The organism is Modestobacter sp. VKM Ac-2984 (genome assembly GCF_026967985.1).
GTDB lineage: Bacteria > Actinomycetota > Actinomycetes > Mycobacteriales > Geodermatophilaceae > Modestobacter.
Genome location: NZ_JAPVBJ010000003.1, coordinates 477,711 through 503,879 on the forward strand (window position 1 = coordinate 477,711; position 26,169 = coordinate 503,879).

20 protein-coding genes are annotated in these 26,169 nt (G+C 74.0%); 14 read left to right on the forward strand and 6 right to left on the reverse strand.

Annotation, left to right across the window (positions count from 1 at the left end; translation table 11 throughout):
* Positions 1 to 22: 22 nt before the first annotated feature.
* Positions 23 to 1,657 (reverse strand): methyl-accepting chemotaxis protein, encoded by a 1,635-nt coding sequence (locus tag O2W16_RS09360; protein WP_269158545.1) that lies wholly within the window; start codon positions 1,655 to 1,657, stop codon positions 23 to 25.
* Positions 1,658 to 1,945: 288 nt separating this feature from the next.
* Here O2W16_RS09360 and O2W16_RS09365 point away from each other — a divergent pair, with 288 nt between their 5' ends.
* From O2W16_RS09365 to O2W16_RS09385, 5 genes are all read left to right on the forward strand, one after another.
* Positions 1,946 to 4,108 (forward strand): MMPL family transporter, encoded by a 2,163-nt coding sequence (locus O2W16_RS09365; protein WP_269158546.1) that lies wholly within the window; start codon positions 1,946 to 1,948, stop codon positions 4,106 to 4,108.
* Positions 4,109 to 4,194: 86 nt separating this feature from the next.
* Positions 4,195 to 4,677, forward strand: coding sequence for a hypothetical protein (locus O2W16_RS09370; RefSeq protein WP_269158547.1), 483 nt, complete (start codon positions 4,195 to 4,197; stop codon positions 4,675 to 4,677).
* A gap of 26 nt (positions 4,678 to 4,703) precedes the next feature.
* Positions 4,704 to 5,849: a sensor histidine kinase gene (locus O2W16_RS09375; protein ID WP_269158548.1), complete on the forward strand. Its 1,146-nt coding sequence runs from the start codon at positions 4,704 to 4,706 to the stop codon at positions 5,847 to 5,849.
* Positions 5,846 to 6,508 carry a response regulator transcription factor gene (locus tag O2W16_RS09380; protein WP_269158549.1) on the forward strand — a complete coding sequence of 221 codons (663 nt, stop codon included), beginning with the start codon at positions 5,846 to 5,848 and terminating at the stop codon, positions 6,506 to 6,508. The genes O2W16_RS09375 and O2W16_RS09380 overlap by 4 nt, the downstream gene beginning before the upstream one ends.
* A 127-nt stretch (positions 6,509 to 6,635) precedes the next feature.
* Complete coding sequence (locus O2W16_RS09385; protein ID WP_269158550.1) at positions 6,636 to 7,130, forward strand: GtrA family protein; 495 nt, start codon at positions 6,636 to 6,638, stop codon at positions 7,128 to 7,130.
* A gap of 23 nt (positions 7,131 to 7,153) precedes the next feature.
* Here the strand turns inward: O2W16_RS09385 and O2W16_RS09390 are convergent, their stop codons facing one another.
* Together O2W16_RS09390 and O2W16_RS09395 are read right to left on the reverse strand one after the other, a co-directional pair.
* A complete protein-coding gene (locus O2W16_RS09390; protein WP_269158551.1) occupies positions 7,154 to 8,047 on the reverse strand; it encodes an ExsB family transcriptional regulator in 894 nt (297 codons plus the stop codon).
* A 175-nt stretch (positions 8,048 to 8,222) separates the two neighbouring features.
* Positions 8,223 to 10,466 (reverse strand): ABC transporter permease, encoded by a 2,244-nt coding sequence (locus tag O2W16_RS09395; RefSeq protein WP_269158552.1) that lies wholly within the window; start codon positions 10,464 to 10,466, stop codon positions 8,223 to 8,225.
* Positions 10,467 to 10,728: 262 nt separating this feature from the next.
* On the opposite strand from O2W16_RS09395, the gene O2W16_RS09400 reads away from it, so the two are divergent.
* From O2W16_RS09400 to O2W16_RS09420, 5 genes are all read left to right on the forward strand, one after another.
* The gene (locus O2W16_RS09400; RefSeq protein ID WP_269158553.1) at positions 10,729 to 11,535 is read left to right on the forward strand and encodes a GTP pyrophosphokinase; all 807 of its coding nucleotides are present in this window, start codon (positions 10,729 to 10,731) and stop codon (positions 11,533 to 11,535) included.
* A 128-nt stretch (positions 11,536 to 11,663) separates the two neighbouring features.
* A complete protein-coding gene (locus O2W16_RS09405; protein ID WP_269158554.1) occupies positions 11,664 to 12,323 on the forward strand; it encodes a TetR/AcrR family transcriptional regulator in 660 nt (219 codons plus the stop codon).
* Between the two features lie 62 nt (positions 12,324 to 12,385).
* Positions 12,386 to 13,603 (forward strand): YihY/virulence factor BrkB family protein, encoded by a 1,218-nt coding sequence (locus tag O2W16_RS09410; protein ID WP_269158555.1) that lies wholly within the window; start codon positions 12,386 to 12,388, stop codon positions 13,601 to 13,603.
* Positions 13,604 to 13,764: 161 nt separating this feature from the next.
* Positions 13,765 to 14,505 carry an SDR family NAD(P)-dependent oxidoreductase gene (locus O2W16_RS09415; RefSeq protein ID WP_269158556.1) on the forward strand — a complete coding sequence of 247 codons (741 nt, stop codon included), beginning with the start codon at positions 13,765 to 13,767 and terminating at the stop codon, positions 14,503 to 14,505.
* 68 nt (positions 14,506 to 14,573) lie between these two features.
* A complete protein-coding gene (locus O2W16_RS09420; protein ID WP_269158633.1) occupies positions 14,574 to 15,161 on the forward strand; it encodes a TetR/AcrR family transcriptional regulator in 588 nt (195 codons plus the stop codon).
* 152 nt (positions 15,162 to 15,313) lie between these two features.
* Here the strand turns inward: O2W16_RS09420 and gndA are convergent, their stop codons facing one another.
* Positions 15,314 to 16,795: an NADP-dependent phosphogluconate dehydrogenase gene (gene gndA, locus O2W16_RS09425; RefSeq protein WP_269158557.1), complete on the reverse strand. Its 1,482-nt coding sequence runs from the start codon at positions 16,793 to 16,795 to the stop codon at positions 15,314 to 15,316.
* Positions 16,796 to 17,018: 223 nt separating this feature from the next.
* Here gndA and O2W16_RS09430 point away from each other — a divergent pair, with 223 nt between their 5' ends.
* Positions 17,019 to 18,083 carry a LacI family DNA-binding transcriptional regulator gene (locus tag O2W16_RS09430; protein WP_269158558.1) on the forward strand — a complete coding sequence of 355 codons (1,065 nt, stop codon included), beginning with the start codon at positions 17,019 to 17,021 and terminating at the stop codon, positions 18,081 to 18,083.
* Between the two features lie 4 nt (positions 18,084 to 18,087).
* Here the strand turns inward: O2W16_RS09430 and O2W16_RS09435 are convergent, their stop codons facing one another.
* Positions 18,088 to 20,295: a glycoside hydrolase family 3 C-terminal domain-containing protein gene (locus O2W16_RS09435; RefSeq protein ID WP_269158559.1), complete on the reverse strand. Its 2,208-nt coding sequence runs from the start codon at positions 20,293 to 20,295 to the stop codon at positions 18,088 to 18,090.
* A gap of 123 nt (positions 20,296 to 20,418) precedes the next feature.
* Positions 20,419 to 21,711: a lactate racemase domain-containing protein gene (locus O2W16_RS09440; protein ID WP_269158560.1), complete on the reverse strand. Its 1,293-nt coding sequence runs from the start codon at positions 21,709 to 21,711 to the stop codon at positions 20,419 to 20,421.
* A gap of 130 nt (positions 21,712 to 21,841) precedes the next feature.
* Here O2W16_RS09440 and uxaC point away from each other — a divergent pair, with 130 nt between their 5' ends.
* From uxaC to O2W16_RS09455, 3 genes are read left to right on the forward strand one after another with little or no spacing between them, the layout of a single operon-like run.
* On the forward strand, positions 21,842 to 23,257 hold the full coding sequence (gene uxaC / locus O2W16_RS09445; RefSeq protein ID WP_269158561.1) for a glucuronate isomerase: 1,416 nt from the start codon (positions 21,842 to 21,844) through the stop codon (positions 23,255 to 23,257).
* On the forward strand, positions 23,254 to 24,621 hold the full coding sequence (locus O2W16_RS09450) for a mannitol dehydrogenase family protein (RefSeq protein WP_269158562.1): 1,368 nt from the start codon (positions 23,254 to 23,256) through the stop codon (positions 24,619 to 24,621). The genes uxaC and O2W16_RS09450 overlap by 4 nt, the downstream gene beginning before the upstream one ends.
* Positions 24,618 to 26,165 (forward strand): gluconokinase, encoded by a 1,548-nt coding sequence (locus tag O2W16_RS09455; protein ID WP_269158563.1) that lies wholly within the window; start codon positions 24,618 to 24,620, stop codon positions 26,163 to 26,165. Before O2W16_RS09450 ends, O2W16_RS09455 begins: the two co-directional genes overlap by 4 nt.
* Positions 26,166 to 26,169 lie beyond the last annotated feature (4 nt).

A 26,169-nucleotide genomic window follows, 5' to 3' on the forward strand; every position in this document is an offset into this window, starting at 1 on the left:
CGGCGCCGGTGCGACCCGTCCGTCAGATGGTGAAGCGGCGGACGGCGTCCTGGAGCTCGTCGCTCATCCGGGCCAGGTCCGCCGCCGAGCGCTGCGCCTCCGCCACGCCCTCGTTGGTCTGCTGGGTGCCCGCGGCCAGCCCGGTGATCGCGATGGCGATGCTCCGCGAGCTGCCCGCCGCCTCGGCGACGTTGCGGTTCATCTCGTTCGTGGTCGCAGTCTGCTCCTCCACCGCCGCGGCGATGGTCGCCTGGTAGTCGTTGATCTCGCCGATCACCGAGCTGATCTCCCCGATCGCCGAGACCGCCCCGGCGGTGTCGGCCTGGATCGCTTCCACGCGGCGGGAGATGTCCTCGGTCGCCCGCGCCGTCTCCTGCGCCAGCTCCTTCACCTCGCTGGCCACCACCGCGAAGCCCTTGCCCGCCTCACCCGCGCGGGCCGCCTCGATCGTGGCGTTCAGCGCCAGCAGGTTCGTCTGCTCGGCGATCCCGTTGATCAGCTTCACCACCGTGGCGATCTCCTGCGAGGAGTCACCCAGCTTCCCCACCGTGCGCGTCGTGTTCTCCGCGACGTTCACCGCCTGGCCCGCCACCCGGCTGGCCTCGCTGGCGTTCCGGCTGATCTCCCGGATCGCCGCCTCCATCTGCTGCGACCCCGTCGCCACCGTGTCCACGCTGGCGGCCACCTCACCGGCCGAGGCCACCACCACGTCGGCCTGCCCGGTGGCGGTCCGCGCACTGGCGGCCATGCCGGCCGCACCGGCGTTCAGCGCCTGCGAGGCGTCGGCCAGCCGGCCGGCGGAACCACTGACCAGGGCGAGGACGCCGGTCAGCGAGTCCAGGGTGGCGTCCAGCGACCGGGCGACGTCCCCCAGCTCCGCACCGCCGGTCTCCCCCGCCCGGACGCTCAGGTCACCGGCGGCGACCTGCGCCAGCACCTCCCGGACCCGCCGCACGGGGGTCATGACCGACCGCAGGATGAGCACTGCGAGTACCACGGAGACGAGCAGCCCGAGGGCGATGATCGCCAGCGTGATGGCGCGCGCCGAGGTGTATGCGTCCTCGGCTTCGCCCGCGGTCGCCGCCGCAGATGCGCTCGCCGCGGCGGTGGCCTCCTCGATGGAGGACGAGATGACCTGCTGCAGGTCCGACAGCTGACCCACGAGCGCCAACTTGGCCGCGTTGTCCTGGACCGCGACGAGCTGGGCCCGCGTGTCCAGGTACTCCCCGGTCGCCGACTCGAACGTGTCGAACGGCGCGCTGACCTCCGGGGGGAGATCGGCATCGCGCAGGTCGGCGCTCCCCTCCTGCAGACCCGCGGTCACGTCCGCGACGTTCGCGGTGGCTTCGTCCACCATGCTCTGCGGGATGCGGGGGATGCTGAGCATGTTGATGTTGCTCTGCAGCTGCCACCACTGCGCCTGCAGGGTGCGGAGTGCGTCGAGCGGGACGGCGCCCTCGTCGTAGACCTCGTGCGCCTTGTCGTTCAGCACGGCCATCCGCTGGATGCCGACACCTCCGACGGTCAGCGTGGTCACCGCCACGAGCAGGATGGCCGTCAGCAGCCGCCCGCGGAGCCCGACACGTCGCGCGAGAGACCGGCGCCCGTCTCCTGCCTCGACGCCGATGTCCGGTCCGCTCTCCGTGCTGGTGTCCATGCCTGCTCCCAGGGTCGACGGCCCGCCCGTGCGAGCCGTTCACCTGGTCATCGGCGAGGCGTGGTGGGTCTCACGTCCAACGCCGCGACAACTCATGGCAACTGCCGCAACGGTGTGGACCAGCACCGTCCGCGCGGGTCGCTGCTGCGATCGCAGTAGCCGTGATCGGTCCCCGTGGACGACGTCCGGACGGGTCGAGCGGCCGAGGCTGATCGCAGTTGCCCGACCGAACCCGGAGGACCCGCTGTGTCTGCTGTTGCTCGATGGTGTGCGCGAGGACGGTTCGTCGTGCTCGCCCTGTGGTTGGTCGCGCTCGTCGGTCTCGGCGGGGCGGTGGGTGGGATCGGGTCCACGTTCACCGACTCCACCGACCTGCCCGACAGCGAGTCCAGCACCGCCTACGACCTGCTCGCCCAGGCCGGGGTGGACCCCGGCGAGGGCGCCACCAGCACCGGCGACCTGGTCTGGCAGACCGACGGCGTCCCGGTCACCGATCCCACCGTGGTCGCCCGGGTCTCCGACGTGCTGGCCCAGATCGCTGCCCTCCCTGGGGTCGAGTCCGTGGTCAGCCCGTACGACGCCGCCGGCGCCGCACAGGTCTCCGCCGGAGGCGACGTGGCCTACGCGTCACTGGCGCTGACCGAGGACGCCGACACCGCACAGATCACCGCGCTCGCCGACTCCCTCGACAGCGCGACCCTGCTGGCCGTGACCGGTGGGTCCGCCTTCGACCCCGGCTTCAGCACCGGCGGCGGGGTGACCGAGGTCATCGGGGTGCTCTGCGCGCTGGTGATCCTGCTGCTGGTGTTCCGGTCGCTGTGGGCCGCCGTGCTGCCGATCATCACCGGCGTCGCCGGGGTCGGCGTCGCGGCGCTGGTGATCCTGCTCGGCTCCAACGTGATCGACCTGCCCAGCTACTCGATGGCCATGGGCTCGCTCGTCGGCCTCGGCGTGGGCATCGACTACGCGCTGTTCATCGTCAACCGGCACCGCAAGGCGCTGCTGTCCGGGTTGCCGCTGCGGGACTCCATCGCCCAGGCCGTGAACACCTCCGGACGGGCCGTCGTCTTCGCCGGGGCCACGGTCGTGGTGGCGCTGCTGGGCATGACCGTGCTGGACATCGGGATCCTCACCGGCATGGCGCTGGGTGCGGCGGTCACCGTGCTGCTGACCGTGGTGTCCGCCCTGACCCTGCTGCCCGCGCTGCTCGCCGTGCTGGGCAACCGCGTGCTGGGCCGCAGCCAGCGCCGCGCCCTGGCCGCCGGTGGGCCGGTCACCGAGCCCGGCGGGGGGCTGTGGAGCCGCTGGGCCACCGCCGTCCAGCGCCGTCCCGGCGTGCTGGGCATCGTCGCGGCCGCCTTGGTCGTCCTGCTCGCCGCGCCGGCGCTCAGCATGCGGCTGGGCTCCGCCGACGCCAGCAGCGACCCGGCGGACTCGGTGACCCAGCAGTACCACCAGGTGATGACCGAGGGCTTCGGTCCCGGGTTCGACGCCCAGCTGCTGCTGGTCGGTCAGACCCCCGACGACGCCTCGCGCGCCGCCTTCACCGCCCTGGCCGGGGAGCTCTCCGCCGTCGACGACGTGGCCGCGGTGAGCACCGCACCGCCGGCCGCCGGGCAGGAGATCGGCGTGATCACCGTGACCCCGGCGTCCACCGCGCAGGCCGAGGAGACCGCCGACCTGGTCACCGCGCTGCGCGGGAACGTGGTCCCGGCCGCCGAGGGCGGCACCGACCTGCAGGTGTACGTCGGCGGCAGCACCGCCAGCGGCATCGACTTCGCCCAGGCGCTGACCTCGAAACTGCCGGTCTACCTGGCGATCATCGCCGTGCTGGGCTTCGTGCTGCTGGCGCTGGCGTTCCGCAGCGTGCTGGTGCCGCTGATCGGCGCGGTCACCAACCTGCTGTCCATCGCCGCGGGCCTGGGCATCGTCACCGCGGTCTTCCAGTTCGGCTGGGGCTCCGCCCTGTTCGGGGTGGGCTCGGCGGCACCGGTGGAGCCGTTCGTGTCGGTGATGGTGGTCGGGATCGTGTTCGGGCTGTCGATGGACTACCAGGTCTTCCTGGTCAGCCGGATGCACGAGGAGTGGGCGCACACCCGCGACAACCGCCGCGCCGTCCGGGTCGGCATGGCCGAGACGGGCCGGGTGATCGCCACCGCGGCCGCCATCATGGCCTGCGTGTTCGCCTCCTTCGGGTTCACCGGCGAGCGGATCATCGCCGAGCTGGGCGTGGGCATGGGGGCCGCCGTCCTGGTCGACGCCTTCCTCGTCCGGCTGGTGCTGGTGCCCGCGGTGATGCACCGCATCGGCGCACGCACCTGGTGGTACCCGCGCTGGGCCGAGCGGATCACCCCCCGGGTGTCCGTCGAAGGGGAGCCGGCCGCACCGACCGAGGACACGCCGGCCGAGGACCCGGCGGTCCCGGAGCTCGAGACCACCGGTCGGCGCTGACCTCGAACACCTCCCGACCACCGGCCCGGTCGCGCCCTGCGACCGGGCCGGCCCGCCGATGACGTGCCCCTGCTGAGAGGACCGACGTGCTGCCGGAACCGCTTCCGTCCGAGGACCCCGGCGCCGGGTGGCTCGGCGGGCTGCTGACCCGGTTCCGCGCGGGCGGCGCGGCGCTTCGCATCTCGGTGGTGGGCCAAGGGCGACCGCTCTCCGCCGCCGGCGAGCTGGCGATCCAGCAGCTGGCGCAGGAGACGCTGACCACCGTGACTGCCCGCTCCCCCGGTGCTGCTCTCTCGCTGTCGCTCACCTGGTCCGCGCAGCACCTGGACGTGCTCGTGGTGGTCGGGGTCCCCGACGGCGGCCCCGGGCCCCGACCGGCGGTCTCCCCCGACCGGTGCTTCCGCCGCACCCGCGACCAGGTCCTGGCGGCGGACGGGGCGTTGCGGGTGGACACCCCGTCGGCCGGCGGGTTCGTGGTCGTCGCGACCCTCCCCGCTGGAGATGGGCGGGATGCGCTGCCGCCTGTCGGACGAAGGCGTGACCCGGCCGGTGCGAGGATCGACCGGTGACCGGGTCGTCCTCGCGTGCGAGGGACATGCCACGGCCCCCGGTGTGGATGCGCCGCCCCCGGCTGCTCGAGGTGAGCACCCCGATCGTCATCGGGGCGACGATCGCGGCCGGCTTCGCCACCGTGCCGTTCGACGACCACGGCGCCGGCGGCCTGGCGGCCCTGCTGATCAGCACCGCCGGCGTCGTCCTGGGCCACCGCTGGCCGCTGCTCGGCATCGGCCTGCTCGCCCTCGGTCCCCTGGCCGCCCACGCCACCGGGGCCGAGCCGCTCGTGATGTGGCAGGTCGCGGTGTTCGGGACGTTCCTGTTCACCCTGCGTGGCGTGTCCGGTCTGCTCAGCGGGCCGGTGGTCGGTGCCGCGAACCTCCTCGCCGTCGGGCTTGCTGCAGGCACGTTCGGCTCCACCGACCCGCTCGCCTGGATCGCCGGGGGGACCGCCCTCGCCGCGGCGGCCACCGGGAGCGCGATCCGGGGGCAGCGGGAGTACTGGGGGGCGCTGCAGGAGCGGACCCACGAGGCGGTCGCCGGTCGGGACGCCGCCGTGCAGCGCAGCGTCGTGGAGGAGCGGCTGCGGATCGCCCGGGACCTGCACGACACCCTCGGCCACGAGATCGCCGTGGTGAGCATGCACCTGGGTGCGGCCGAGGTGCAGCTGCCCGCATCGGCCGCTCCCGCCCGGGAGCACCTCGGCGCCGCCCGGTGCAGTGTGAAGTCGCTGCTGGCCGAGACCCAGGAGATCCTCCGGGTGCTGCACACCGGTGACGACGGCGCGATGCCGAGTCCGGTCGCCAGCCACCGGGACGTCCCCGACCTGGTGGAGAAGGTCCGGGCGGCGGGCCTGGAGGTGGATGCCGTGCTCGGCGACCTGTCCCGCGAGTTGCCGCCGCAGATCAGCGCGGCCGCCTACCGGATCACCCAGGAGGCACTGACCAACGCCCAGCGGCACGGCCGCGGACGGGTACGGCTGACCGTCGACGTCTCCGGTGCCGCGGTCACCGTGGAGTCGGTGAACGAGGTCGGCCCGCAGGCCGATGTCGACAGGGCCGGGCAGGGGCTGATCGGGATGCGGGAGCGGGCGTCCGCCGCGGGTGGCCGGCTCGACGTGGCCGTGCAGAGCGGGCACTTCCGGGTCCGGGCCGAGCTGCCCGTCGTCGACGGGGTGCTGCGGTGATCCGGGTGATGCTGGTCGACGACCAGGAGATGATCCGGGCCGGGCTGCGCGCCATCATCAGCGCCCATCCCGAGCTCGAGGTGGTGGCGGAGGCCGGTGACGGGCTCGCCGTGCTGCGGCAGCTGGACGAGGCGCGTCCCGACGTCGTCCTGATGGACATCCGCATGCCCGGCATCGACGGGGTGGAGGCCACCCGGCGGATCCGGTTCACCCGGTCCGCCGAGCAGCTGCGGATCCTGGTGCTGACCACCTTCGACCAGGACGAGAACGTGCTGCAGGCGCTGCGGGCCGGCGCCGACGGCTTCCTCAGCAAGGGCGCCGGCCCGACCGAGCTGACCGACGCCATCGTGTCCGTGGCCGCCGGCGGCCGGGCGCTCTCCCCCAGCGCGGTCAGCGCCGTGGTCGACCACGTCGTGCAGCAGCGGGCGGTCGACGTCGACCCGGCGCTGGCCGCCCGGTTCGCCGCACTCACGCCGCGGGAACGGGAGGTCGTCGCCGCGATCGCCGCCGGCTTCGACGCCGCCGAGATCGCCGAGCGGTTCTTCCTCTCCCCGTTCACCGTCAAGACCCATGCCAACCGGGCGATGACCAAGGTGGGGGCCCGGGACCGGGCGCAGCTGGTCGCCTTCGCCATCCGGGCGGGCATCACCCCGCGGTAGCCGGCTACTGCGGACGCAGCAGCCCAGCACGGTCCCGCAGGACGACGTGCGGCGTCACCGGGCCGGGCAGGCTCAGCGGTGTCCGACCGGCGACAGACGCCGGTCCACCCGGAGGCAGGCCCACACGGTGACCGACACGAGCGACCAGCGGACGACCACTCGCGGGAACGGGTCGCCGGCCCGCCGTGCCGTGGAGCGGCTGGTGCATCGTGCCGGGCGGGACGACGGCGCCGGCCAGTTCCTCCGGTTCCTGGCCGTCGGCGGGCTGGCGAACGTCCTGTACGCCCTGGCCTTCCTGCTCACCGCGGAGGCCGGTGCGCAGGTGGCCAATCTCGTGGGGGCGTTCGTCTCCTCGGTCGTGGCCAACGAGCTCCACCGCCGGCGCACCTTCCGGGCCGGTGGGCGGGTGAGCTGGCACGCCGCCCAGTGGGAGGGGGGCGGCCTGGCGCTCGGCGGGATGGTGGCGACCTCGGTGGCCCTGGGATGGGTCGACACGGTGGCTCCCGGCAGCGGTGCGGTCACCCAGCTCGCCACCGTGGCCCTGGTCACCGGTGTGATCGGCCTGGGCCGGTTCGTCGCCCTGCGTTGGGCCTTCGGTGCCCGGACCCCGCGCTGCGCCTGAGCGCACCGGGCCGTCCGGTCGGCTCAGCGGTAGCGCACCGGGTCCGGCAGCAGCTCGTTCATCGCCCCCGACCGGAAGCCACGCGGGTCCAGCTCCACCCGGTCGAAGCCGGTCACCACGGCCAGCAGCTCCGGCCCGACCACCGGCACCAGCGCGGCATCGACCTCCACCCGCGCCACGTCGCCCCCCATGTCCCGCACCCGCAGGTCCCGCACCACGTGCCCCGCCCCGGTCAACGCCGCCCGCAGCGCCGCCTCCGCCGCCTCCACCCGGGCCAGCCCCACCGCCGACACCGGCACCCCGTAGGCGATCCGGCTGGCCAGGCACGCCGCCGCCGGCTTCTCCGCCAACGGCAGACCCCACAACCGGGCCGCCGCCCGCACGTCGTCCTTGCCCATCCCCGCCCGGGCCAGCGGCGCCCACGCCCCCCGCGCCGCCGCCGCCGCGATCCCCGGCCGGAACCCCGCCCGCAGGTCATCGGCGTTCGTCCCCGTCACCACATCAGCGATCCCCAACTCCACGGCCAACGGCGTCAACACGTCCACCAGCTCGGACTTGCAGAACGCACACCGGTCCCCGGCATTGGCCACGTACCCCGGCCGCGACAGCTCATCGGTGCCCGGCTGCTCGTGCCGCACCCCCAGACCCACCACGAACTCGTGCGCCGCCACCCGCTCCGCCGCCGGCAGGCTCGGCGACACCGCCGTCGCCGCCACCACCCGCTCCACCCCCAGCGCCCGCACCGCCGCAGCCAGCACCACCCCGGAGTCCACCCCACCGGAGAACGCCACCAGCACCCCCGGCACGGCGGCCAGCTCGGCGTCCAGCAGGGCCAGCCGGCGCGCCAGCGCCCGCTCGTCCCGGCGTGAGCGGCCGGGCCCGAGAGAGTCGGTGTCGACGTCCGGCAGCTGCGCCACGATCACTCCTCACCCGGCGACGTGGCCGGGCCGGGCGGCCCGGACCGACGCCCCGACCATGGTGCGCGGCCGCGGCCGGGCGAGCGCAGCGGATGCCAGGAGTTGCCTCCACCCGCCCGGCCCCGACCCGGGCGTGGCCCGGGCTGGACGGCGAGTGGCCGTCCAGCCCGCCTCTTCAGCGAGACCCGGCGCCTTCCAGCTGTCGGCGTCGTCCCGGTCGGGGTCGTGCCGATCGGTGCCGTCCCGGTCGATGCCGTCCCTGATCCGTGTCCTCGGCCGCCGTCCCGGAGGGCGAGGGACGGCCGTCCGGCCCGGGGATGCCGACCCCGTCTTCCCGGCGCCGCAGCCACCGGTCCACGACGAGGTTCAGCAGCACGCCGACGACGCCCCAGATCGCGATGACCAGGAGGTCCCGGCCGACCCCGGCGTCGTCGAAGTAGACCAGCGACCTCGCCGCGTCCACCGCCGCGGGCAGGGGCAGCACGCCCGACAGGCCCCGGAAGACCTCGGGGACCATGTACAGCGACAGGCCACCCCCCGAGGCCGGCACCCCGGCCAGCATCAGCACGACCATCACCGGGACGATCGCGGCCAGCCCGAGGGTCCGGGTGAAGACGCCGGTCACCGCCGCCATGGCGAAGATGGTCGCCGCCCCGAAACCGATCATCTGCCAGGCGTTCCCGTTGACCGCGCCGATGATCACGTCGAAGAGGAACCACAGCCAGAAGGCCATCCCGAGCGACCAGCCGGCGAGGTGCGGCAGGAACTGGCGCGACCTGGTCAGCTCGGGAGCACCCCCGCGGAACACGGCCATGATCAGGAAGCCGGCCATGATCCAGGCCATGCCGACGTACATGCTGTTGCTGCCCATGGAGTCGGAGTCGCGCAGCGGCGTCAGGTCGGTCTCCGTGAGCGGGACCTGCTGCCCGGCAGCGACCTGGCCGAACACCGCACGCACCACGTTCTGCTGGCTGACGCCGGCGCCCGCGGAGGTGTAGAGGGTGGCCTCACCACCCGCGCTCGACGGGAGCACGTAGGCGGCGACGACCTCCCCGTCGAGGACGGCGTCGGTGGCCTCGTCCACCGAGCCGGCCACCTGGACGTCGACCATCGACCCCAGGCTCGACTGGAGACCGTCGGCGACCTGCGCCGCCTGCTGCTCCGTCGACGCGACCACCGCGACCGGGAGGTCACGCACCGTCGGTTCGTGCATGGAGAAGCTCATCAGGCCGACCACCATGACCAGGATGGACAGCGGGAACACCGCCGCGGTCACGTAGCGGAAGCGCAAGGACCGCAGCGGGCCGCCGGCCAGCGCGGGGAGCGGCGCGTCCGGGTCGGTGACCGGCGGGGCACCGGGGACCGCCAGGCCGCTCGCGCGCTCCTTGAGCAGCGACAGCCCCAGCGAGACCACCACCCAGAGGGTCAGCGTGAGCAGGTGCCTGCCGATCCCGTCGCCGTCGAAGTACACCAGCGCGCGCAGGGCCTCCCCCGCTGCCGGGAGCGGCAGCACGCCGTGCAGGAAGGAGAAGAAGCCCGGCATGACGTCGACCGACAGCGCCAGGCCCGAGGCCGGCATGCCCAGCACGACGTAGAGCAGCATGCCGATGAGGACGGCGAGGGGACCCATCAGCTTGGTGAACAGCAGCTGGGCCGCCCCGACCGCGGCGACGGCCAGCATGCCGACGCCGAAGAAGCCGAGGAAGTGCCCGTCCACGGCCCCGACGATCGGCCCCAGGATGAGCCAGATGAGCGCGCTGGTCCCGGCCGCCCAGCCGAGGAGGACGGGCACGAACCGCCGGACCGCCAGCAGGTGTGGCACGCCCAGCAGGATCACGCTGAGCGGCACGTACCCGGCCAGCATCATGCCCATCGCGGCGAAGAGCACCGCCGTGCCCGACGAGTCACCCGCAGGCAGCGGGGCGACGTCCCGGGGCTCGATGGTCCAGCCCTGCTGCACGGCGACCGGTGCGAGCAGCTGCTGGACCGTCTGGGCCTGCGAGGGCCCTGCCGCGCTCGCGGTGTAGACCGTCGCTGCGTCGGCCCCCGGCCGCGGGACCTCCAGCGCGCCGACGACCTCCCGGCTCTCCAGCAGCGCGACCGCCTCGTCGGCCGACCGGACCAGACGCGGGTCCACGGCGTCGTCCGGGACGGCGGCGAGCGAGTCGACGACCCTCTCGGCCTCGGCTCCGACCCCGACCACGGCGACCGGCATGTCCCGCGGCTGCGGCGAGTGCATGGTCCCGACGTACGTCGCGTACATCATCGTGACCATGAGGAAGGGGATGAGGAACAGGAAGACGTAGCGCGCGATGCGGGTCTTCCGGTCCTCCTCCGGCGGGACGACCGCGGCGGGGCCACCGGTGGCGGGACCGGCTGCGGCGGGACTCGCTGCGGTCGAGGCGGCGAACGGCTCCATGCGAGTGCTCCAGGTGAGGGTCAGGCGGCGGTGCGGGGCACGCACGCGGGGTCCCGGGGCGAGGTGACTCCCCATGTACGGGACGGGGCTACAGTAAGTCACATGACTTATGGGCACCAAGAAGGGCGGCGGATGAGGCCCGTCACATCCGCCGCCCCGGACAGAGAGCTCGGTCGATGACCCGGTCCGACGCCGCACCTCGCACGCCCTACGAGCCTGGCGGGCAACGGACCACGACCGTGGCCCCGCGCGGAGGCACCCGGTGAGTGCGCTCGCGCACGACGGTCACTGGGTCCCCAACGTCGGCTACTGGCCCCTCGCTGTGGTGAGCGTGCCGGCCACCGGATCACCGGACCAGGAGCCGGCACCGAGGACCGCCACCGGTGTCCTCTCCGACGACCCCGCCCCGGACCTGAGCATCCTCGAACGCCTCGGGCCCGCCCGGGCGGAGGTGAACCGGTTCCTGCTGGAGTACCGGTCCGGCATCGAGGCGGTCCGGACGAAGATCACGATCCTGCAGCAGGAGTTCCTCACCCTGCACGACCACAACCCCATCGAGCACGTGGGTTCCCGGCTCAAGACCCCCGAGTCGATCATCGCCAAGGCAGCGCGCAAGGACCTGCCCCTGTCACTGCCGGCCATCCGCGCCGGCATCACCGACATCGCGGGCGTGCGGGTCACGTGCAGCTTCGTCTCCGACGTGCACGGCTTGGCCGAGACGCTGACGCAACAGCCCGATCTCACCGTGGTGCGGGTCAAGGACTACATCGCCACCCCCAAGGCCAACGGCTACCGGAGCCTGCACCTCCAGGTCACCGTCCCGGTCTTCCTGTCCACCTCGGTGGTCCACGTACCGGTGGAGATCCAGCTGCGGACCACGGCCATGGACTTCTGGGCCAGCCTCGAACACAAGATCCACTACAAGTACGACGCCGCCGTGCCCGCAGACGTGCGGCAGCACCTGCGCGAGGCCGCCGAGACCGCCCACCACCTGGACTCCCTGATGGAGCACCTGCACCGACGGGTCCACACACCGCCGGACGACGTCTCCCCGACGAGCTCCGCTTGATCCTCGACGACGGACGCGTGCACCCGAACACGAGACGATGTGGACGTGAGCCACGCGGCTCATACAGTCAGCGTCCAGCCAGCGTGACCCGGGTCCCGCCGGATGCGGTCGACGGAGGAGGTACTCGGGTGGCACGGTCCGATGCTGCGCGCACGGCTCTGCTGGACGCGGCCGAGCGCCTGTTCGCCGAGTCCGGCATCGCCCAGGTCTCCGACCGCAAGGTCGCCGAGGGCGCGGGCAACACCAACCACTCCGCCGTGCGGTACTACTTCGACGGCCGGGTGGGGCTGCTCCACGCGCTGATCACCCGCCACCTCACCCCCCTCGAGGGGCCGCGGCAGGCGATGTCCGCCCGTTCCGACTCCGTCCTGGGCGACGTCCGCAGCCTGGTGGTCCCGTTCACCGACGCGCTGGCCGCACTGCCGCAGCCCAGCAGCCGGGCCCGGTTCCTGGTCCAGGCGCTGCACGACCCGACGGCCGCGGGCCTGCTGCGCGAATCGGCCGACCTGGCACCGTCCGCCTCGGCGATCACCCACTCCGTGGTCGCGCGTCTGCACCACCTGGACCGGGACGTCACCATGGGGAGAGCCAGGCTGATGACCCGGATCGTCTCGACGACGTGCGCCGACGTCGAGGCCCTGTCCGAGCGGGACGGCACGGCGCCCTCCTGGCAGGCGGTGGGCGACTTCCTCGCCGACGCGATCGCCGGGATGCTGTCGGCCCCGGTCACCCACCGGTCCGGCGTCCCGCTGGGCGTGACCGACCACCCGGCCGCCCTGCTGCTGTGACAGCCTGCGTGATCGCGTGCCCCTGACGTGCACCGCCGGCCCGCGGGCCCGGGGCGGCGCCCGTGCCTGACGTCCTCGAGCGCGCCAAGACGGCGTTCGCCGAGCAGCGCTCCCGGCGTCGCTGGTTGGACCACCTGGTGGGCATGGTGGAGCACTACAACGGGATGCTGGGGAAGGACCTGGCCGGAGCGGTCTCCTACTTCGGCTTCCTCTCCCTCTTCCCGCTCATCGCCATCCCCTACGCCGCCCTCGACTTCTTCCCCGAGGTGCGGGAGCTTTTCACCTCCTGGCTGGCGGGGAACCTGCCCGGGCTGACCGGCCCCGGCGGCCTGGACCTGGCGGCGGTCGCTGCCGGCGGATCGGACCGCCTGGCGGCGAGCCTGGCCGGGGCCGCGGGCCTGGTGTACTCCGGGCTCGGGGTGCTGAGCGCGTTGCGCACCTCGCTGCGGCGGATGTGGGCGGTGGCCCCCAGGGACGCCAACATCGTCGTCAAGAAGACCTCCGACCTGCTCGGGCTCCTCCTGCTGGGCACCACGCTGCTGCTGGCCACGGCCACCTCCAGCCTGACCACCGCCTTCACCGACCAGGTCCTGGAGCTCCTCGGCGTGGCCACCAGCACCGCGGCCGCCGTCGGTGTGCAACTCCTGGCGATCAGCCTGGCCGTGCTGGTCGACACCGCGGTGCTCCTGGTGGTCTTCGCCCGCCTGCCCGGTCACCGGATGCCCTGGCGCAACACCTGGACCGGCGCCCTCCTGGGTGCCGTCGGCATCGAGGTCCTCAAGCAGCTCGCCACCGTGTTCCTGTCCGGCACCAGCAACAACCCGGTCTACGGCGCCTTCACGGCGGTGGTCACCGTGCTGGTGTGGATCAACCTGGTCTGCCGCGTGGTGATGTACGCCGCCGCCTGGGTCGTCACCGGCCCGGTCCCCACCGTCGAAGCAGAGCTCGCCATGCAGGGAGAACGACTCGACGCGACGGCGGCCGACGCCATCACCCAGGCCCGCAAGGACGATGCCGGCCTGGTCTACGAGCCGGTGACCACGCAGCACCACACGACGGCCGGGTCCGTTGCGGTGAGCACCGCGGGCGTCGAGGACGATCCGGCCCCGCCGCACCCCTCCGTCAGCGCCACCGGCAGACCGGCGGACGGCGCGGCGGGAGCCGGCAGGCGCAGCCGCCGCCGTCGTGCCGGTTCCGTGCTGGCCGCCGCGGTGGTCCTCCTGGCCGCCCGCGCCCGGGCCGCCACGCGGACGCGACGGAGGACGCGCCACTCGTCGTGACCCGGATCGCGGTCGGGGCGCCGGCGGCATCGGGGCGGGATCCCGGTCGGGTCGCTCCGAGTCGGGTCGACCCGCCTTGACAGCGTTTGTAAACGGCGTTTACTCATGGTCGTGACACGGGCGGGTCCTGACCTGCCCGACCGCCGAGCAGAGGAGCAGCCATGTCGTTGAACGGAAGAGTCGCAGTCGTCACCGGCGGGAGCCGGGGAATCGGTCGCGCGATCGCCACGGTCCTCGCTGCCCAGGGAGCTGCGGTCGCCGTGTGGGACCTCAACGCCGAGGGTGCCGAGGAGACGGTCGCGGCTATCCGGGCCGCCGGCGGGACGGCGATCGCATGCGCGGGGGACGCGTCCGATCGGGCAACGGTCGCCGCATCCGCGGCCCGCACGCGAGCGGAGCTCGGTCAGGTCGCGATCCTGGTGAACAACGCGGGCATCAGCGGGTTCGTGCCGTTCCTCGACATCACCGAGGACTCCTGGGACCGCATGATGACGATCAACCTCAAGGGCCCCTTCCTCTGCACCCAGGAACTCGTGCCCGACATGCTGGCCGAGAAGTGGGGGCGCATCATCAACATCTCGTCCTCGTCGGCGCAGACCGGCGCACCCGCGATGGGCCACTACGCCGCGTCCAAGGGTGGCGTCATCGGGTTCACCAAGGCGCTGGCGATGGAGTACGCCCCAGCGGGCATCACCGTCAACAACGTGCCCCCGGGCTTCGTGGACACCCCGATGCTGCGCGAGTCGCCGGTCGACGTCGACGACCACGCGGTGACCACTCCCATGCGCCGAGCGGGCAAGCCGGAGGACATCGCCTTCGCGGTCGCCTACCTGGCGTCGGACGAGGCCGGCTACGTCACCGGGCAGACGATCAGCGTGAACGGCGGCCGATACCTGGTCTGAGCTGCTCCGGTGGACGGGCGCGTGCACCCCGGTACCGTGGCGCGCCACCGACGATCGGAGTCGTGCAGATGACTGCGCCGCCGACGGTCCCGCCGGAGCCGGGCCGGCCGGACCGTTCCGCCGCCGTGAAGGCCCGGATCCGCGGGTCGGCCCGGGAGCGGTTCAACCGGGACGGCTTCGAGGCGACCGGCATCCGCGACATCGCCGCGGATGCCGGCGTCAACCCCGCCCTGGTGATCCGGCACTTCCGGAGCAAGGAACACCTCTTCATCGAGACGGTGGGCGCCGACGCGAGCTGGGGCGACGTGCTGGACGGCCCGCTCGACCAGATCGGCGCCCGCGCCGTGCGGGCCATCCTCGACGGGCACCGGCACGGCCATCGCGCCTTCGGCGCGATCGTGCGCGCCTCGGGTCGGCCCGACATCCACGCCACGCTCAAGAACTCCATCACCAGGCAGCTGTCCGAGCCGCTGGAAGCAGCCCTCCCCGGCCCCGACGCTGCGCTGCGCGCCCACCTCTTCTGCGCGCAGTTCATCGGACTGATGGTGGCGCTCTCGGTCTACGACGACGAGTACCTCCAGACGGCACCGGCCGAGAGCATCATCGCGCGGTACGGCGAAGCCCTGCAGCGCACGCTGGCACCCCAACACCCCTAGACCCCCGCCGCACGGTGCGCTCCTCGCGGGTCGCGCACGGCGCAGCGAGCCGCGGCGCCATCGGCACCGGGGACCGAGGACGAGATCCACCGTGCCGACGTCCGGCGGGGGCCACCCCGCCGGGGAGCCGGGACGGAGGATCTCGTCCGGCGTCAGTGGCTGGACGGCTCCGTGGCGATCTCGCTGCGGTCGGCGGACCACAGCGTGTGGAAGACGCCCTCGGCGTCGATCCGCCGGTAGGTGTGCGCCCCGAAGAAGTCCCGCTGGCCCTGGATGAGGGCGGCCGGCAGACGCTCGGAGCAGAGCGCGTCGTAGTAGGCCAGCGCGGACGAGAAGCCGGGCGCCGGCACACCGGACAGCGCCGCGGTCGAGACGATGCGGCGCCACGCGTCCTCGCCCCGGGCGACGGCCTCGGCGAAGTAGTCGTCCGCGAGCAGGGTCTCCAGGTCGGGGTTGCGGGCGTAGGCCTCCACGATGCGGTTCAGGAAGCGGGCCCGGATGATGCAGCCGCCCCGCCAGATGGTGGCGACCGCGCCCAGGTCGATGTCCCAGCCGTACTGCCGTGCGCCGGCGACGATGGCGTCGAAGCCCTGCGCGTAGGCGACCACCTTGGAGGCGTAGAGAGCGGCGCGCACGTCGTCCTCGAAGCTCTCGGGTGCCTGCTGCACCGCCGGTCGGCTGTGCACGACCCGGCGGACCGCCGCCCGCTGCGCGGACTTGCTCGACACCGCGCGGGCGAAGACGGCCTCGCCGATGCCCGAGACCGGGACGCCGAGCCCGACCGCGTTCTGCACCGTCCAGACGCCGGTGCCCTTGGAGCCGGCCTCGTCCACGATGACGTCCACGAGCGGGAGACCGGTGCGGTCGTCGGTCTGACGGAGCACCTCGGCGGTGATCTCGATGAGGTAGGACTCGAGGTCCCCCCGGTTCCAGGCGGCGAAGACGTCGGCGATGGCCTTCACGTCGTGCCCGCCCACCCGGCGCAGCAGGTCGAAGGACTCGGCGATGAGCTGCATGTCGGCGTACTCGATGCCGTTGTGGATCATCTTGACGAAGTGGCCGGCGCCGTCGGTGCCCACGTGGGTGACGCAGGGCTCTCCCTCGGCGACCGCCGCGATCGAGGCCAGGATGGGCCCGAGCGTGCGGTAGGCCTCGGCCGACCCGCCCGGCATGATCGACGGCCCCCGCAGCGCCCCCTCCTCGCCGCCGGAGATCCCGGCACCGACGAAGTCCAGCCCGCGCTCCCGCAGTTCGCGCTCGCGGCGGATGGTGTCGACGAAGTTGGCGTTGCCGCCGTCGACGATGATGTCGCCCGGCTCGAACCGCGCGGCGAGCTGCGCGATGACCGCATCGGTCCCGGCCCCGGCCTGCACCATGATGATCGCGGTCCGTGGCCGCGCCAGGGACGCGACGAAGTCGTCGATCGACTCCGCCGCGACGAACCCCGCCTCCGGGTGTTCGGCCACCAGGAGCTGCGTCCGCTCCGGGGAGCGGTTCCACACCGCCACCGTGTTGCCCGCCCGGCTGGCGAGGTTGCGGGCCAGGTTCGAGCCCATGACGGCCAGACCCACCACTCCGATGTTGGCCCGGCCGCCGGTCTCTCGTCCGCCGTCCGGCGCTGCTGCGTCGCTCATCGTCGTCCTGCCTGTCGCGGGTGGAACCGGCCGGGATGGGACCGGTGTCGGGGAGCTCCGGCCCGGGTCGGCACAAGGCCGGTCCGACAGACGTCGGGGGGCTCGGGGAGAGCCTCGGTCAGCCCACGCGCGAGCGCGGTCAGCCGGGGCCGGGGGCTTAGCATAGCGGCGTGGCCACCGGTTGCCAGACCTTCTCACGACCGCACTCCCCCGGGGTCCGGCCATGACGGGCACTGTCGACGACGGCCGCCAGCCCGTCACCATCTACGACGTTGCACGGGCAGCGGGGGTGGCACCGTCGACCGTCTCCCGGGCCTTCTCCCGCCCCGGCCGGGTCAACTCCGAGACCGCGGCACGCATCCGCCGGATCGCCGACGAGCTCGGCTACCGGACCGCGCCCCCGACTCGTGCGCGGGCGATCTCCCGGACACGGTTGCTGGCGCTGGTGGTGTCGGACGTGGCGAACCCCTTCTACGCGGAGATCATCCACGGCGCCCAGGCAGCGGCCACCGCGGAGGGCTACGCCCTGCTGCTCATCGACGCGCACGAGTCCGAGCGGCTCGAGCGGTCGACGCTGGAACGCACGTTGCCGTTGGTCGACGGGGTCCTGCTCGCTGGTACGCGGTTGTCCGACTCGGCGATCCGCATGCTCTCCAAGCAGAAGCCGGTGATCGTGCTCAACCGGACCATCGTCGACGTGCCCTCGGTCGTCCCGGACAACGCCCGCGGCATCCGGCTCGCCGTGCAACACCTCGCCGACCTCGGGCACCAGTCGGTCACCTACCTCTCGGGCCCGGAGGCGTCCTGGGCCGATGGCTCGCGATGGCGCGCCGTGCTCGAGTCGGCGACCGCGCTGTCGTTGCGGGCCCGCCGGGTCGGACCGTTCGCCCCGGACCTGACCGGTGGCACACACGCGGCGGAGGAGCTCTCCGTGCGGCTGCCCTCCGCGGTCATCGCCTTCAACGACCAGCTGGCGATCGGCCTCATCCGTGGCCTCACGGCCCACGGCGTCCGGGTCCCGCGGGACGTCAGCGTGGTCGGCTTCGACAACATCTCCCTCTCCGGCCTGATCACGCCCGGCCTCACCACGGTCGCGGCACCGCTGCACACGGAGGGCGCGACGGCGACCCGTCACCTGATGACGCTGGTGGCCAGCGGGCAGCGGGGGACGATCCTGTCGGCGGTGCTCCCCGTCCGCCTCATCGTCCGCGGGTCCACCGGGCGCCGCGGACGTCGCCGCAGCATCCCCGTGCCCCCGGTGCCGCCGACCACCGACGCCCCGGACTGAGCGCTCAGGAGTCCTCCGCCGCCGTCCGGCCGGCGCCGAACGCGCGGAGCCGCCCGATGGGGATGGACGCCATCATCCGGACCATGTCCGTGCCGAGCCCCGCGCCGGCGTCCCCGCTGCCGAGGGCGCCGAGCATCGGCGCGACCGCCGCCGCGGCCTCCGGGTCGGCCATGAGCTCGCCGAGCGTCGTCTCCTCCGACACCGGCAACCGGACCTCCTCGCCCCGGACCTCGACGAGCGCGGTGGCGCGGAGGTCGCGGCTGGAGACGCCGACGTGCACCTCGTACTCGCCGGGCTCCAGGACCCAGCGCTGCAGCACGGGGTGCCAGTAGGAGAGGTCGCCCCGGCCCAGCAGCACACTCACCGGGCGGCGCTCCCCCGGCTCGAGGGTCACTCCGACGAAGCCCGTGAGCTCACGCACCGGCCGCTGCACCGCCGACCCGGGGACGCCGACGTAGCACTGCACGACCTCCCGGCCGGCCCGGTCCCCGGTGTTGGTGACGGTCACCGTCGCGGTGATCCCCTCCTCGCCGGCGGTGACCTCCAGGCCGGTCACGTCGAAGGTGGTGTAGGACAGACCGTGGCCGAAGGGGAAGGTCACGCCGAGGTTGCGGGCGTCGTACCAGCGGTGCCCGACGTGCAGCCCCTCGCTGTAGCGGTGGCGGGAGAACTCGCCCGGGAAGTCCAGGTAGGCGGGCACGTCCTGCAGCTGCAGCGGCACCGTCTCGGCCAGCTTGCCCGCCGGGTTCACCGCACCGACCAGCACGTCGGCCAGCGCCGCTCCCGCTCCCTGGCCCAGCAGCGCGCCGTCGAGCATCGCCGGCACGACGTCGGCGACCGGCGCCAGCCGGACCACCCCGCCGTGCGACAGCACCAGGACCGTCCGCGGCTGCACGGCCGCGACTTCGCGGACCAGGTGGACCTGGTCGGCCGGGAGCTCGATGTGCACGCGGTCGAAGCCCTCGGACTCCTGCCGTGCGGCCAGCCCGACGAAGACCACGGCCACCTGGGCGGCGCCGGCCGCCGCGACGGCCTCGGCACGCAGGGCATCGGCGTCCCCGGAGCCGTCGGTGGTGAACCCGCGGACGAAGGAGACGTCGCCGGTGTGCCGGTCGCGGAGCTGCTCCACCGGGACGTCCACCTGCGTCGGGGTGACGTGCGAGCTGCCTCCGCCCTGGAAGCGCGGCAGCTCGGCGAACTCGCCGATCACCGCGATCGACGCCCCGGGCGCCAGCGGGAGGACCGGAGCACCCCCGACGAGGTCGTTGCGCAGGAGGACGACGCACCGAGCAGCCGCGCGTCGGGCCAGCTCGTGGTGCCCGTCGACGTCCACGGTCGCGGCACCGCGGCGGCCGGCGACGACCCGGTCGGCCAGTTCCCGCACCTTCCGGCCGCCACGCTGCAGCGCATCGGCGTCCAGCCGGCCCGCACCGACCGCAGCGACCAGGGCGGCGTCCCCGTCCGGGTCGGGACCGGGCATCTGCAGGTCCAGGCCGGCCGCGACCGCCGCGACCCGGTCGGCCACCGCACCCCAGTCGCTGACCACGGCGCCGGTGAACCCCCACTCACCACGCAGGACGTCGGTGAGCAACCAGCTGTTCGCGCTGACGTACTCGCCGTTGACCTTGTTGTAGCCGGCCATCACGGTCCACGGCTGCGCCTCCTCCACGACGCGCTGGAAGGCCCGCAGGTAGACCTCGCGCAGCGGTCGTTCGTCGACGTCGGAGCTGGCCCGCATCCGGTCGTGCTCGGCCTCGTTGCCGGCGAAGTGCTTCAGCGACGTGCCGACGCCCGCTCCCTGGACGCCCCGCACCCAGGCCGCGGCCAGGGTGCCGGTCAGCACCGGGTCCTCGGACCAGTACTCGAAGTTCCGCCCGCCACGCGGGTCACGCTTGATGTTCACCCCGGGCCCCAGCAGCACCCCGACCCCCTGGGCGTGGGCCTCGCGTCCCAGCGCTGCGCCGACCTCCGCGGCCAGCTCGGGGTCCCACGACTGGGCCAGCCCCACCGCGGGCGGGAAGCAGGTCGCCGGCTCGCTGGCGCTCAGGCCCAGGTGGTCGGGGGAACCGACCTGCTTGCGCACCCCGTGCGGCCCGTCGGCCAGCCAGAACGAGGCGGCACCACCGGTCTCCTCCGTCGTCCAGAACGACGCACCGCTGCCCAGGGCAGCGGCCTCCTCGGGGCTCAACGGGTCACCGGTGGACGCGGTCATCGGGTGTCTCCTGTCGGCTGGCTCCCGGACGCCGCTGCGGACGTCGTCGGCTCCGGCCATCCCACCAGCGGCGGCGGACGAGGCGACCCCCTTGCCGCTTGTTGCCGTCGCCGGTGCGCACGGTCAGCGCAGCCGGAACAGCACCTCTCCGGCCTCGGGCACCAGCAGGGTGTCCGGGTCGGCCGCGGCGGCGGCGAGGTCGACCTCCGCCGGGTCCAGGTGCTCCAGGTTGGCCCTCCGGACGACGTCCTCGGGGATCCCGGTGGCGAGCGTGACCCGCACGCGGGGCCGCTCGACCCCGGTCGCGGCGTCGTAGGTGCCCGTCCCGCGCAGGTGGGTGGAGTGCGCCAGCACTCCCCAGTGCAGGTGGGCGAAGCGCTCCCACTGCTGCACGAAGTAGTCCCGGCAGTGGTAGCCGATCTCCTCGATCTCCGGGTGCATGGCGGAGATCGTCGTGATGTGCGGGGCGACGATCACGACCTCGCCGCCGTCGGCGACGATCGGCTCGACCTTGTAGAAGCCCTTCGCCGCCGTCCACATGTCGTCGTACTTCTCCGGGACGACCGACACCACCCGGCGCACCGGGGCGTCGAGGTAGCGGACGTGCACCTGGGCGGAGACCTCCGCCGCAGCTGCCCAGGCGGCCTGCGGGTCACCGAAGGCCACCGAGTGCAGCGCGCCCGTCCCGGACTGGGCCACCACGCAGATCGCCAGCCGCTGCGCGGGGACGAGAGCCGCGGCCTCGTCGATGAGCGCGCGCACCGGCGTGGTGCCGCGGGTGCCGATGATCTCCGCGCTGCTGATCAGCGCACCCAACCAGTGGGAGAGGTCGATGATCTCCTGGCCGGCGACCCCCGGGAAGAAGTACTTGTTGCCGCCGGAGAAGCCCACCACCTCGTGCGGGAACACCGGCCCGAGCACCAGCGCGACGTCGTGCTCGACGACGGCGCGGTTGAGCCGCACGTCCACGCTCTCGCGCAGCCGTCCCTCCGACAGCTCGGCGACCCGCTCGGCCGGGATGGTGCCCAGCGAGACGAACGTGCCGGGGTCGGCCCACTCGTGGTTCAGCACGGTCATGCCCGGATAGCGGGCGGCCAGGTCACCGGCGGGGTGGCCGAGGTGCCGGGCCAGCTGGGCCTCGGTCATGGCCGCGTGGGTCCCGAGGGCGATGAGCACGGTCAGCCGGCTCACCCGCCCGACGAGCGCCCCGTGCACCGCCGACAGCAGCATCGGCAGCGGGCAGCTGCGGGTGGCGTCCGGGACGATCACGCACACACTGCGCCCGTCCAGGTCCTCGGCCGCCAGGCAGTCGGTGAGGAAGCCGGTCACCTGGTCGGCCTCGAGCGCCTGGTCCGCACCGCCCATCGTCGCGGCGCGGCCGGCTGCCTGGGACTCGGGGGAGGACACCTGCGTCATGACGGCACCATGCGCCGCCTGCGACGGCGGTGGCAAGCGTCCCGCGCGGCCCACCGCCGCTGGCCGGGTTCCGGACGGCAACACGTGGCAACCGGTTCCCAGACAGTGATCCGTTGCACACCATGAGCACATGTCCGCCCCCGCCCTCGACCGGCACCCGGACCGGCTCTTCCCCGCAGACCCCGGCACCCGGGCGATCGCCCGGACCTTGTACGAGGCGGTCCGCGACCTGCCGATCCTCTCGCCGCACGGCCACGTGGACCCCCGCGCGCTGGCCGACGACGTCCCCTTCACGGACCCGGCCGCGCTCTTCGTCACCCCGGACCACTACGTCACCCGCCTGCTGCACGCCGGCGGCGTCCCGCTGTCCGCGCTCGGGATCGGCCGCGGGACGCTGCCAGAGGCGGAGGCCCGGCAGGTGTGGCGGCTGCTCTGCGAGCACTGGCCGGCCCTGGCGGGCACCCCGACCCGCTACTGGCTGGAGTCGGAGCTCGCCGAGGTGTTCGACGTGACCGTCCGTCCCTCCGTGGCGACGGCGGACTCGATCTACGACCAGGTGGCCGAGCGGCTGACCAAGGACGCCTACCGTCCGCGGGCGCTGTTCGAGCGCTTCGGCATCGAGGTGCTGGCGACCACCGACGACCCCTGCGACGACCTGTCCGCCCACGCCGAGCTGGCCGCCGACCCGGCGTTCGCGGGCCGGGTCGTCCCGACCTTCCGACCCGACCGGTACCTGGAGGCGGCGGCCCCCGGCTGGGCCGACGCGGTGGCCCGGCTGGGCGCGGTCAGCGGCATCGACACCGGCAGCTACGCCGGCTGGGTCGAGGCCATGGAGCAGCGCCGGGCACACTTCCGTGTGCACGGCGCGACCTCGGCCGACCACAGCCACGAGGACGTCGGCACCGAGCCGCTGTCCGCAGCCGAGGCGGAGCGGGTCTACCGGGCGGCCCTGGCCGGGACGGCGTCACCCGGCGAGGGCGTCGCGCTGCGCCGGCACATGCTGTTCGAGATGGCCCGGATGTCCTGCGACGACGGCCTGGTGATGACCATCCACCCGGGGGTGCGCCGCAACCACCACGGCCCCACCCTCTCCGACTTCGGCCCGGACACCGGCCACGACATCCCGCTGCGCGCCGACTTCACCGACCCGCTGCGGCCGCTGCTGGAGCGCTTCGGCGTCCACCCGGGCTTCCACCTCGTCCTCTTCACGCTCGACGAGACGGCGTTCTCCCGCGAGCTGGGTCCGCTGGCCGGCTTCTACCCGTCGGTCTACGTCGGCGCGCCCTGGTGGTTCCTCGACGCGCCGGACGCCGTCCGCCGGTTCCGGGGGGCGGTGACCGAGTCCGCCGGCTTCCGGCGGACGTCGGGCTTCATCGACGACACCCGCGCCTTCTGCTCGATCCCGGCCCGGCACGACATGTCCCGGCGCCTGGACTGCGGCTACCTGGCCCGGCTCGTCGCCGAGCACCGACTGCCGGAGGACGAGGCTCGGGAGATCGCCGTCGACCTCGTCGACCGGCGCCCACGGGAGGTCTTCAAGCTGTGACGGCCACCCCGCTGCGCCGTGGACCCGGCGCGCCGCCCCCGGTGCGCGCCGTCCACCTCGGACTGGGCAGCTTCTTCCGCGCCCATCAGGCCTGGTACACCGACCGCGCCGCCGAGCCGTGGGGCATCGCGGCCTTCACCGGTCGGCGGCCCGACCTGGCCACGGCGCTCACCACGCAGGACGGGCTCTACACGCTCGTCACCCGCGGCCCGGACGGCGACCGGTTCGACGTCGTGCGGTCGGTGGTCCGCGCCCACGCCGCCGCGGACTCCGACGCGTGGCTGACGCTGCTCGCCGACCCGGCGGTCCGGGTGCTCACCACCACGGTCACCGAGGCCGGCTACCACCGGCGGCCGGCCGGCGGCCTGGACACCGACCACCCGCAGGTCGCCGCCGACCTCGCCGCGCTGCGCCGGGACCCCCGGGCCCCGGTGGGCTCGGTGCCCGCGCGGATCGTCGCCGGCCTGCTGGCCCGACGGGCTGCCGACGCGGGGCCGCTGGCTCTCGTCCCCTGTGACAACCTCCCCGACAACGGCGCCGCCCTCTCCGAGGTCGTGCTCGCCCTCGCCGCGGCCGTGGACCCGACCCTGCCCGACTGGATCGGTGCCCAGGTGACGACGGCGACCACCATGGTCGACCGGATCACCCCCGAGCCCACCGCCGCCGACCGGGACACGGTCCGCGCGGCCACCGGCACCGAGGACCTCGCGCCGGTGGTCACCGAGCCCTTCAGCGAGTGGGTCGTCTCCGGCCGGTTCCCCGGCGGGCGGCCGGCCTGGGAGGACGCGGGGGCCGTGCTGACCGACGACGTCGCCCCGTTCGAGCAGCGCAAGCTGTGGCTGCTCAACGGTGCGCACTCGCTGCTCGCGTACGTGGGCTCCGTGCGCGGGCACGCCACGGTGGCCGAGGCGGTCGCCGACCACCGGTGCCTCGCGCTGCTGCACGGCTGGTGGGACGTGTGCACGCCCCACCTGAGCGTCTCTCCCGATGAGGTCGCGGCCTACTGCGCCGCGCTCGTCCAGCGGTTCGCCAACCCGCGGATCCGGCACTCGCTCGCCCAGATCGCCACGGACGGCTCGCAGAAGCTGCCGGTCCGGTTCCTGCCGGTCCTCCGGTGGGAACGGACCGCCGGGCGCCTTCCCGAGCCTGCCGTGACGGTGCTGGCAGCGTGGCTGCTGCACCTGCAGGGCGCCGGGGCGCCGGTCAAGGACGTCCGCGCCGACGAGCTCCGCGCCCTGGCCGCAGGCGAGCCCGCGGAGGTCGCGCCCCGGGTGCTGTCCGCGCTCGATCCCGCGCTGGCCGATGACCAGGAACTGGTCCGTGCGGTGCGGGACCGGGCGGCCGAGCTGTCGGGCCGGCGGTGACGCCAGGCACCCCAGGCGGTGCCAGCGGCCCTCCGGGTGACGTCATCATCGGCCTGGACGTCGGCACGACGGCGGCCAAGGCCGTGGCCTTCTCCCCCGGCAGCGGCTGGCAGGCCACGGCGCTGCGCGAGTACCCGCTCTCCGAGCCGCGGGCCGGCTGGCAGGTGCAGGACCCCGACGCCATCGTGGCCGGCGTGCTCGGGGCGCTGAAGGAGTGCATCGCCGCCACGGCGGGGGCTCCGGTGACCGCCGTGTCGGTCGGCACGGCGATGCACGGGCTGATCGCGCTGGACCGGCACCACCGCCCGCTCACACCGCTGGTGACCTGGGCGGACGCGCGGGCGACCGCCCAGGCGCAGGCGCTCCGGGAGTCCGGCCGCGCGACGGAGCTGCAGCGGGTCACCGGCACGCCGGTGCACCCCATGTCCCCGCTGACCAAGCTCATGTGGTTCGCCGAGCACGACCCGGGGACCTGCGCGGCCGCCCGCTGGTGGGTGGGGCTCAAGGAGTACGTGCTGCTGGCGCTGACCGACTGCCTGGTGACCGAGCTGTCCTCGGCCTCGGGCACGGGGCTGCTCGACCTGGCTGCCGGTGACTGGCACCCCGACGCCCTGGGGCTGGCGTCGGTGGGCGCGGAGCAGCTGGCCGAGGTGCTGCCCACCACCGCCATCCTCAGCTCCTCCCCCGCTGCCGCCGACCGCACCGGCCTGCGCCCCGGGACCCCGGTCGTCGTCGGGGCCGCGGACGGGCCGCTGGGCAACCTCGGCACCGGCGCGATGCGGCCGGGCACCGCGGGTCTGAACCTCGGCACCAGCGGTGCCGTGCGCACCGTCGTCGACCGGCCGACGACCGATCCGGCGGGCCGCCTGTTCTGCTACGCCCTGACCGCCGACCACTGGGTGACCGGCGGCGCCCTCAGCAACGGCGCGCACGTGGTCCGGTGGGCGGGCTCGGCGCTGGCGCCGGACCTCACCGGCCCGGACGGGGACGACGAGGCCCTGCTCGAGCTGGCCGCGCAGGCACCGGCCGGCAGCGACGGGCTCGTCATGATCCCCTACCTGGTCGCCGAGCGGGCGCCGCTGTGGGACCCGGACATCCCCGGCGCCTACCTGGGGCTGCGCCGGGGGCACAGCCGGGCCCACCTGGTCCGCGCCGCCGTGGAGGGCGTGGCCACCCAGCTGGCGGTGGTGCTGGACGTCCTGGACGCGGTCGCCCCGATCACCACGGTCCGGGTGACCGGCGGCGCCTTCCGCTCGCCGCTGTGGCGCAGCACGGTCGCCGCCGCCCTGGGACGTCCGGTCCACGTCGGGTCCGATGCCGGCGGCGGTGCGCTCGGCGCGGCCGCGCTGGCGCTGTACGCCCTGGGCCAGAGTGCCCACCTCGAGGACGCGCCCGCCCTCCTCGCCCCTCCGGAGGACGAGCCACCGCCGGTGGAGGCCACGGCCGACCACGTCGCCGTCCTCGCCGACCTGCGCACCCGCCTCCCCGCACTGGTCGAGGGCCTCGGCCGGGTGGCCGCGGCCTCGGCCGCGGGCCCGCGCTGAGGGT